This window comes from Candidatus Symbiopectobacterium sp., assembly GCF_020054415.1.
In the GTDB taxonomy this organism is placed as follows: domain Bacteria; phylum Pseudomonadota; class Gammaproteobacteria; order Enterobacterales; family Enterobacteriaceae; genus Symbiopectobacterium.
Genome location: NZ_JAHWCO010000528.1, coordinates 1 through 6,339 on the forward strand (window position 1 = coordinate 1; position 6,339 = coordinate 6,339).

Sequence of the window (6,339 nt, forward strand, 5' to 3'; positions counted from 1 at the left end):
GGTATCATCACCCGGGAAGTCGTACTGAGACAGCAGCTCACGGACTTCCATTTCAACCAGTTCCAGCAGCTCTTCGTCATCAACCATGTCACATTTGTTCAGGAACACGATGATGTACGGAACGCCTACCTGACGACCCAGCAGGATGTGCTCACGCGTCTGCGGCATCGGGCCGTCAGTCGCAGCAACTACTAGGATCGCGCCGTCCATCTGGGCAGCACCGGTGATCATATTTTTCACGTAGTCGGCGTGTCCCGGGCAGTCAACGTGTGCGTAGTGACGGGTCGGGGTGTCGTATTCAACGTGAGAGGTGTTGATGGTGATACCACGTGCTTTTTCTTCCGGCGCGTTATCGATCTGATCGAATGCGCGCGCGCTACCGCCGTAGGTTTTAGCCAGTACGGTGGTGATCGCTGCGGTCAGCGTGGTTTTACCATGGTCAACGTGGCCGATAGTACCGACGTTAACGTGGGGTTTTGTACGTTCAAATTTTTCTTTAGACACGGCTATATTCCTTACTCAAATACCCTCCCCTGAGGAGAGGACATGGGATCAATGTATTGGGCTTAGTAATTATTTACCACGAGCTTCAATAACGGCCTGAGCAACGTTGTTCGGCGCATCATCGTACTTCAGGAACTCCATGGAGTAAGAAGCACGGCCTTTGGTCAGAGAACGCAGTTGAGTTGCGTATCCGAACATTTCAGACAGCGGAACTTCGGCATGAATCACAACGCCAGTGACGTTAGATTCCTGACCACGCAGCATACCACGACGACGGCTAAGGTCACCGATTACGTCACCGGTGTTCTCTTCCGGCGTTTCTACTTCAACCTTCATGATCGGCTCAAGCAGAACAGGTTTTGCTTTTTTGAAGCCATCTTTAAAGGCGATAGACGCAGCCAGTTTAAACGCCAGTTCAGAGGAGTCAACGTCATGGTAAGAACCGAAGTGCAGACGCACACCGAGATCGACCACCGGGTAACCCGCCAGCGGGCCCGCTTTCAGCTGTTCCTGAATACCTTTATCAACGGCAGGGATGTATTCACCAGGAATTACACCACCTTTGATGTCGTTGACGAACTCGTAGCCTTTCGGATTTGAGCCCGGCTCCAGCGGATACAGGTCAATAACCACGTGACCATACTGACCACGACCACCAGACTGCTTGGCGTGTTTACCTTCGATATCGGTAACTTTCGCGCGAATCGCTTCACGGTAAGCAACCTGAGGTTTACCGACGTTCGCTTCAACGTTGAACTCACGTTTCATACGGTCAACGATGATGTCGAGGTGCAGCTCACCCATACCTGCGATGATGGTCTGGTTGGATTCTTCGTCAGTCCATACGCGGAAGGACGGGTCTTCTTTCGCCAGACGGCACAGAGCCAGACCCATTTTTTCCTGGTCAACTTTGGTTTTCGGCTCAACGGCGATAGAGATAACCGGCTCCGGGAACTCCATACGTTCCAAGATGATCGGAGAATCCGTATCGCACAGGGTATCCCCGGTGGTCACGTCTTTCAGACCGATGGCTGCCGCGATGTCACCAGCGCGAACTTCTTTGATCTCTTCACGTTTGTTAGCGTGCATCTGAACGATACGACCGAAACGCTCACGCGCCGCTTTCACGGAGTTCAGCACGGTATCACCGGAGTTAACCACACCGGAGTACACGCGGAAGAACGTCAGGTTACCGACAAACGGGTCGGTAGCAATTTTGAATGCCAGCGCAGAGAACGGCTCATCATCACTTGCGTGACGTTCAGCCGGCGTGTCTTTACCGTCATCCAGCATACCGTTGATCGCCGGTACATCGACCGGAGATGGCAGGTAATCAACTACCGCATCCAGCATCGCCTGTACGCCTTTGTTCTTAAAGGCAGAACCACAGGTAACCAGGATGATTTCGTTGTTCAGAACGCGCTGACGCAGAGCTTTTTTGATCTCTTCTTCAGTCAGTTCTTCACCGCCTAGGTATTTCTCCATCAGCTCTTCGGAAGCTTCCGCAGCGGATTCGATCAGGTTCTGGTGCCATTCGTCAGCCAGTTCCAGCATATCAGCAGGGATGTCCTCGTATTCGAAGGTGACGCCTTGGTCGGCTTCGTTCCAGTTGATCGCTTTCATTTTCACTAGGTCAACAACACCGGTGAAACCTTCTTCAGCACCAATCGCCAATTGCAGCGGAACCGGGTTCGCGCCCAAACGGGATTTGATCTGACCAACGACCTTCAGGAAATTCGCGCCCATACGGTCCATTTTGTTAACGAACGCGATGCGCGGAACTTTGTATTTGTTAGCCTGACGCCATACGGTTTCAGACTGCGGCTGAACACCACCAACAGCACAGTAAACCATGACTGCGCCATCAAGAACACGCATGGAACGTTCTACTTCGATAGTGAAGTCAACGTGTCCCGGGGTGTCGATGATGTTTACGCGGTGCGGCTCAAACTGCTTCGCCATACCAGACCAGAACGCAGTAGTCGCAGCGGAGGTAATGGTAATCCCACGCTCTTGCTCCTGCTCCATCCAGTCCATCGTGGCGGCGCCGTCGTGAACTTCACCGATTTTGTGGTTTACACCTGTGTAGAACAGAATACGTTCAGTCGTGGTGGTTTTACCGGCGTCGATGTGTGCACTGATACCGATATTACGGTAGCGTGCAATGGGTGTCGTACGAGCCATTTGTTTCCTCTATATCTTCGGACGTTCAATTCATCAGTTAACACAAACGGGCGGGCCGCAAAGCACGCCCGCCTGGTTAGCCCGCGGGAATTACCAGCGGTAGTGAGCGAACGCCTTGTTGGCTTCGGCCATGCGGTGAACGTCTTCACGTTTCTTAACGGCAGTACCTTTATTGTCTGCTGCATCAGAAAGTTCGTTCGCCAGGCGCAAAGCCATCGATTTATCACCGCGTTTACGAGCAGCTTCAACGATCCAACGCATTGCCAAGGCATTACGACGGACCGGACGGACTTCAACCGGAACCTGGTAAGTTGAACCACCTACACGGCGGGACTTAACTTCGACAGTCGGACGAACGTTGTCCAGAGCGACTTCGAAAGCTTCCAGTTCGTTTTTACCAGAACGCTGCGCCAGGGTTTCCAGCGCGGTATAGACGATTGCTTCAGCGGTAGATTTTTTACCGTCTACCATCAGAATGTTTACAAATTTGGCCAGTAATTCAGATCCGAACTTAGGATCCGGCAGAATTTTACGTTGACCAATGACGCGACGACGTGGCATGGAAATACTCCGTTGTTAATTCAGGATTGTCCAAAACTCTACGAGTTTAGTTTGACATTTAAGTTAAAACGTTTGGCCTTACTTAACGGAGAACCATTAAGCCTTGGGACGCTTAACGCCGTACTTGGAACGGCTCTGCTTACGATCTTTAACACCAGAGCAGTCCAGTGCACCACGTACGGTGTGGTAACGCACACCCGGGAGGTCTTTAACACGACCGCCACGGATCAGGATCACGGAGTGTTCCTGCAAGTTGTGACCTTCACCACCGATGTAGGAGGTCACTTCAAAACCGTTAGTCAAACGCACACGGCATACTTTACGCAGTGCGGAGTTTGGTTTTTTCGGAGTGGTGGTATATACGCGAGTACATACACCACGTTTTTGTGGGCACGCCCCCAGCGCAGGAACATTGCTTTTTGCAACCTTCAGAGAGCGCGGTTTGCGAACCAGCTGGTTAATTGTTGCCATTTAAAACTCCTGGTTTTTTTTCGCTTCGTAAACACGTGACAAATCGCCCCATATATTACAGAGTAAAATATAGGACGCGGGATTTTAGTGCTGACGGTGAAAGGAGTCAAGAAATAGTCAAAATTTCAGTATCACCACGCCAGTTGCACAGCGTGTTGGGCGGTCAGCCGGACAAATTCAGTATAGTCGACCAGTAGAATACTGGTTGATATTTGTTCTGCCAACCCACGGGCATTCACATCTTCCTGCAACGCGTAGACAGGAATGCCCAATGCCAGCAGGCGCGCCACCACCTTCCCCTGCCTCAACGCGGCAATAACGCCGTCTTGCAGCAGCAGCAGCGCATCCTGTGGCAACACGCAACGCAACATAGCGTCTATATCGGTGTGATAGGGCGAACGGGAAAGCGTGTGCAAGCGCGTTTTCAGAGGTTGGTTCACAGGCTGCATAAGCGTAGCACTCTCAAATAAAACACTCTCAAATTAGAACGTAAGGACAGTGTCATAGTCGGCAAGCGTTGCACGCAGGGCATCCGGCGCGAGCCGTTCAACATCAATCACCCATGCCGTATCCGCGTTCAGGCCGCGCTGATCGGTAGACACCGCGCACAGATAGCAGCGCTCGATATCGTACAGCGGTAGCACGCCAAACGTGGCAATGTAGTTACGCATCAGAATGGTGTCAGGTTGCTGGCAGGGCAACAGTTGCAGCACACCGTCACCGATAAAAAACACACCAATATAATCGCTCAGCGCCGAGGTGGCCAATAGGGCATCCAGCCCTTCTCGCCCCGACGCGTCGCCGTGCGGAGCATGGGTAAACAAAAAAGCGATGCGTTTCATTATCGCTCCTTAAAACTGTACGACGCGATCGCACGTCAACACGGACTGGGCCAGTTCACCTAACCCGCTCAGTGAAAAACCCGGTAGCAGATTAGAGGCAGGCAGTTCGAGCAGCCTTGCCTGTTCACAGTCCGTGATACCGCGACGCAGTGCGGCAGCCACGCAAACATTCAGCGCCACCTGGTGCATTGCCCCCAACTGCTGCCACGCACGCGTTAAATCGAACTCGTCATTCGCGGGAGACGTCAGTTGGCTGGCGTTCAGCACCCCTTCCCGATAAAAAAACACGCTTTCCAGGCTGTGCCCTTGTGCAATCAAAGCCCGGGCAAACAGCAGCGCGCTACTCGCCTGCTGCGTACCATATGCCGGGCCTGTCACCAAGAGGCAATAACGCAACATTAGCGGTCGTGCCCGCTGAAATCACCGTTTTTAAACTGGCGAATGTAGAGGTAAACGGTGTGCTTGGAAATATTCAAGCGATCCGCCACCTGATTGATCGCGTCTTTTATATCGAAAATACCCTTTTCATAGAGGTTCAGCACAATTTGCCGGTTCTTGGCATTGTTAGAAACGTTGCGATCTGCGTTCACTTCCTCAATAGATAACTCGAGCGTCTGCGCAACGAGATCGTCCACGGAGGAGGCAAAGTTCACCGAGGAGGCCACTTCATGGGTTTCCGGAGGAATAAATGTCTGCATAATCTGGGAAAAAGGCACATCAAGGTTCATGTTGATGCACAGCAGGCCGATCACACGTTGCTCGCGGTTACGAATGGCGATAGTGACTGATTTCATCAGCACACCGCTTTTGGCTCGAGTGAAGTACGCTTTGGATACGCTACTGTCTTCTCCCGCCATATCGTGCAGCATACGCAACGCCAGATCGGTAATCGGTGAGCCGATTTTACGCCCGGTGTGTTCGCCGTTGGCAATGCGCACCGCAGAGCATTTAAGATCTTCTAAAGCGTGCAACACGATTTCACAGTGTTCACCGATCAGCATCGCCAGACCGTCTACCACCGCCTCGTAAGATTTCAGGATCTCATGGTCCGTCGGGTTAAACGACCGTTCCTCCAGAAAATCAAGTGCATTTGATTCGCCAGACACAAGCGAATTTGACATGGCTGACACCATCCTCGACATCATCTATTTAATTGCCTTAAACATTTAGGCACTCACCATCGACAGGACATTAAGTCTACCAAATGTCCCTTCTCCCGTCCCCGCATTTCACGGTTCTCCCCCCCCTTTTTACACGACATCTGAACGTCATCTTAAGGTTGGCTTAATTTTAATATCTTAACGTCACGCGCTATCACTCATTTTGTCTTTATTCATTGAGATAGCCATGAAAATTCGTTTTACCCTTTCCCGCCCCGAGTGGACAAGCATCGGCTACGTGCTGTTTTTCTCCGCTTTTATCACGCTGGTGCAAAACGTTGCTTACTATCGTCAAACGATGCACCTGCTAGATTTCAGCCAGCGCGCCACGCTGCCTTTTTTCCTGAGCATGCCGTTGGTGATTTTCGCCGTACTTAATATCGTCTTTACCCTGTTCGCCATTCCCTATCTGCGTCAATGGGCAATTGCCGCGCTGCTGATCGCGGGCGCTTCAGTGCAATATTTCATGCTGAACTGGGCTTTGTTGAATAAATCAGAACTTGTAACGACTGCGCCCCATACGGGTCGATTGTTACGTGATGCGAATACTGTTCGGCATTCCTAATAGCGTGATCCGGTTAAGCGCTTTGACCATGGCCATGGCCTCACCCACCTGA

9 protein-coding genes and 1 pseudogene are annotated in these 6,339 nt (G+C 51.7%); 1 reads left to right on the top strand and 9 read right to left on the bottom strand.

What is annotated here, in order from left to right:
• The 8 genes from QZ506_RS15450 to QZ506_RS15485 all read right to left on the bottom strand — a co-directional run.
• A partial coding sequence (locus tag QZ506_RS15450; protein WP_004152894.1) for a GTP-binding protein occupies window positions 1-504 on the bottom strand: 504 nt, incomplete at its 3' end.
• 69 nt (window positions 505-573) lie between these two features.
• Complete coding sequence (fusA, locus tag QZ506_RS15455) at window positions 574-2,688, bottom strand: elongation factor G (protein WP_291972249.1); 2,115 nt, start codon at window positions 2,686-2,688, stop codon at window positions 574-576.
• Between the two features lie 90 nt (window positions 2,689-2,778).
• Complete coding sequence (gene rpsG / locus QZ506_RS15460; RefSeq protein ID WP_195315729.1) at window positions 2,779-3,249, bottom strand: 30S ribosomal protein S7; 471 nt, start codon at window positions 3,247-3,249, stop codon at window positions 2,779-2,781.
• 96 nt (window positions 3,250-3,345) lie between these two features.
• A complete protein-coding gene (gene rpsL / locus QZ506_RS15465) occupies window positions 3,346-3,720 on the bottom strand; it encodes a 30S ribosomal protein S12 (RefSeq protein WP_291972252.1) in 375 nt (124 codons plus the stop codon).
• Between the two features lie 131 nt (window positions 3,721-3,851).
• The gene (gene tusB / locus QZ506_RS15470) at window positions 3,852-4,136 is read right to left on the bottom strand and encodes a sulfurtransferase complex subunit TusB (protein ID WP_291972254.1); all 285 of its coding nucleotides are present in this window, start codon (window positions 4,134-4,136) and stop codon (window positions 3,852-3,854) included.
• A 66-nt stretch (window positions 4,137-4,202) separates the two neighbouring features.
• Window positions 4,203-4,562: a sulfurtransferase complex subunit TusC gene (gene tusC / locus QZ506_RS15475; RefSeq protein ID WP_291972256.1), complete on the bottom strand. Its 360-nt coding sequence runs from the start codon at window positions 4,560-4,562 to the stop codon at window positions 4,203-4,205.
• 9 nt (window positions 4,563-4,571) lie between these two features.
• A complete protein-coding gene (gene tusD / locus QZ506_RS15480) occupies window positions 4,572-4,961 on the bottom strand; it encodes a sulfurtransferase complex subunit TusD (RefSeq protein WP_291972258.1) in 390 nt (129 codons plus the stop codon).
• The gene (locus tag QZ506_RS15485) at window positions 4,961-5,683 is read right to left on the bottom strand and encodes a transcriptional regulator (protein ID WP_291972260.1); all 723 of its coding nucleotides are present in this window, start codon (window positions 5,681-5,683) and stop codon (window positions 4,961-4,963) included. The genes tusD and QZ506_RS15485 overlap by 1 nt, the downstream gene beginning before the upstream one ends.
• A gap of 226 nt (window positions 5,684-5,909) precedes the next feature.
• On the opposite strand from QZ506_RS15485, the gene QZ506_RS15490 reads away from it, so the two are divergent.
• Window positions 5,910-6,287: a phosphoethanolamine transferase domain-containing protein gene (locus tag QZ506_RS15490; protein ID WP_291972262.1), complete on the top strand. Its 378-nt coding sequence runs from the start codon at window positions 5,910-5,912 to the stop codon at window positions 6,285-6,287.
• Here QZ506_RS15490 and QZ506_RS15495 read toward each other — a convergent pair.
• Window positions 6,255-6,339 (bottom strand): annotated as a pseudogene (locus QZ506_RS15495) (lipoprotein); the annotation flags it as partial. The gene QZ506_RS15490 and the pseudogene QZ506_RS15495 sit on opposite strands and share 33 nt — an antisense overlap.